General features: G+C 65.4%; 2 protein-coding genes. Both read left to right on the forward strand.

The genetic code is table 11. The features are described 5' to 3' along the window. Window positions 1-1,583: AfsR/SARP family transcriptional regulator (locus tag U9R81_RS13430; RefSeq protein ID WP_322495948.1), on the forward strand; the 1,583-nt coding region annotated here is incomplete at its 5' end. Window positions 1,584-1,679: 96 nt separating this feature from the next. Continuing rightward, window positions 1,680-2,810, forward strand: a 1,131-nt coding sequence (locus tag U9R81_RS13435) for an AMP-binding protein (RefSeq protein WP_322495949.1), incomplete at its 3' end; no start/stop codon positions are given.

The raw sequence follows: 2,810 nt of genomic DNA on the forward strand, positions 1-2,810 counted from the left end.
GCGCGACCCCGGCCCCCCGCGGCCATCGCGAAGCGGCGCTGGTGCTGGCCTTGATCGCCGCGTTTGAGGGTGATGTGGATCAGGCGCTGGCTATGGCTAGCGAGGGGGTGCAAGTGGGGGTTGAACGCAATTCCCGCTTTATTACCTCGGTCGCCTACGCCCGGCTTGGCCATGCGTGGTCGTTGCAGAGCGCCACTGCCGGCGCAGCCGCCCGTGACCACGCGCTTGACTACTACTGCAAAGCCTTGGCCGAAGGCAATGCTTTAGGGGTGGATCGGTTGCGGGTGGAACCGCTGTGGGGGTTGACGCGCCTCTACGGTTTGGCTGGCGATCTCGCCGCCGCCGAGAGCGCTGCCGCTGATGGCCAAGCGTTTTGCCGGTGGGCCGGCGATCTCTGGTTAGGCGCGATGATCCAATTGCAACGCGGCGTGAGCCATCTGATCGCAGGGCAGGTAGAGCGGGCGCATGAGGTGCTGTTAGCCGCCCGCGCCGATCTGTGCGCGTGCAGCGATCGGTTCGGTCAAGCGGCGGCGGCGCTCTGGCTAGCCCTTGCCTATCACGAACAACGGCAGGATGCGGCGGCGATCGCTGCCATCAACGAAGCGCTTGAGCTCAGCGCTACCCACGGCTACGACTACCTCTTCACCCGCCCCACCTTTCTCGGTCTCACCGACCCGCGCCGCGCGCTGCCGGTGGTGCTGGCGGCCCGCGCACGCGGCCATCACCGCGACTATATCGAACGCTTGTTAGCGAGGCTCGGTCTGCGCGGCTTGGAAGTACACCCCGGCTACCAGTTGCGGGTGCAAACGCTGGGGGCGTTTCGGGTGTGGCGTGGCGATCATGAAATCGAGGCCCGTGAATGGCAGCGCGACAAGGCGCGCCAGCTCTTGCAGGCGTTGATTGCCCATCGCAGCCGCTGGTTGCAACGCGAAGAGCTGGCCGAGATGCTGTGGCCGCACCTCGCCCCCGAAGCCGCGATCCGTGATTTTAAGGTGGCGCTAAGCGCGCTCTACCGGGTGCTCGAACCGAGTCGCAGCGAGGCGACCTCATCGTTCATCGCGCGCGACGGCAGCGCCTACCGGTTGCGCCCCACCGCCGATATTTGGCTCGATTGCGCCGAATTGAGCTCCGGATGCGCCGATGGGTTGCGCTTGCTCGATCAAGGCCGCACTGAGGTCGGCATTCAGCGGCTGCAAGCGGCCTTGCAGCTCTACCACGGCGACTTTTTGCCCGACGCGCTCTATGAGAGTTGGGCCGAAGCCGAGCGGGAACGGTTGCGCAACACCTTTTTGCGCAGCGCCGACCGGTTGGCGCAGGCGCTGGCCGAGCAGGGGCGCGACGAAGAGGTGATTGCGCTCGCCGAACGCATGCTTGGCTACGACAACTGCTGGGAGCGGGCCTACCGGCTGTTGATGCTGGCCTATGCTCGCCAAGGCAATCGCGCCGCCGCCCTGCGCGTCTTCCAACGCTGCGTAGACAATCTGGCCCGCGAATTAGAGGTGGAACCGGCGCCGATCACGCTCGCTCTGGCCGAACGGCTGCGCGCCGGCGACGCCCCACTGCCGCCTGTTACCGATTTGTAACCGTCGCGCAACCCCCTTCTGCTACCCTCAACCTCAAATCCCCAGCTGCAAGTTGCGCATCTGCGCGTATCGCGGCGGCGACGCCGCACGGAACACATGGACGTGATGAACCTTGGCGACTGGCTGGGCCGGCGCGCGCAGTTGTCACCGCATAAGGTGGCGCTGTTCAATGCCCAGCATGGCATGCGCCCAATCACTTACGGCGAGTGGAATGCGGTAGCGAACCGCACCGCCAATCTGCTGCGCGGGTTGGGGGTTGAGCGGGGCGATCGGGTGGCGACGTTGGCCCAAAACTGCGTCGATCTGCTCGATCTGTGGTTTGCCTGCGCGAAACTCGGCGCGATCCTGCAACCGCTCAACTGGCGGCTGACCCCCGCCGAGCTGAGCGATCTAATCGCCGACGGCGAGCCGAAGGTGCTGGCGTATGGCCCCGAATACGCCGCCATGACGCTCACCCTGCGCGCGCAAGCGCCATCAGTCACGCACTGGCTAGCGATTGACGGCGCGACACCCGCCGATCCGTCTGATCCCGCCATTGCCCAACGCGATGCCTTGCCCGCCGAATGCACCCCGGTCACGTTGAGCTGGAACGATCCGTGGGTCATCTGCTACACCGGCGGCAGCACCGGCTTGCCGAAAGGCGCCATCCTCACCTACCGCAGCATTGCCGCCAACGCGGTCAATACCGTGATGAGCTGGCAGTTGCGGCCCGATGACGTGGCCATCCTCAACGCGCCCCTCTTCCACACCGGCGGCCTCAACGTCTTTACGGCGCCGTTGGTGCAGATCGGTGGCGCCTCGATCGTCTGTCGCGGCTTCAATGTCGATCAGGTCTTCGATCTGATTGATCACGGCCCAGCCACACTCTTCTTTGGCGTGCCGACGATGTTCATCGCCATGCAACAACACCCACGCTGGCCAACGATTGACTTTAGCCGTATGCGGATCGTGATCAGCGGCGGCGCACCCTGTCCCGAACCGGTTTTCCACGCCTTCTGGGAGCGCGGCATTGACTTTAAGACCGGCTACGGCCTGACCGAAGCCGGCCCCAACACCTTCTGGCTGCCGCCGGAGCTGGTGCGGGCCAAGCCGGGAGCGGTCGGCTATCCGCTGATGTTCATTGATGTGCGGGTGGTAGCGAGTGATGGCCGCCTCTGTGGCCCGGACGAAGTCGGCGAATTGCAGATTCGCGGCCCGCACGTTTGCGCCGGCTATTGGCGGCGGGCC

The organism is Chloroflexus sp., from assembly GCF_034435895.1.
In the GTDB taxonomy this organism is placed as follows: domain Bacteria; phylum Chloroflexota; class Chloroflexia; order Chloroflexales; family Chloroflexaceae; genus Chloroflexus.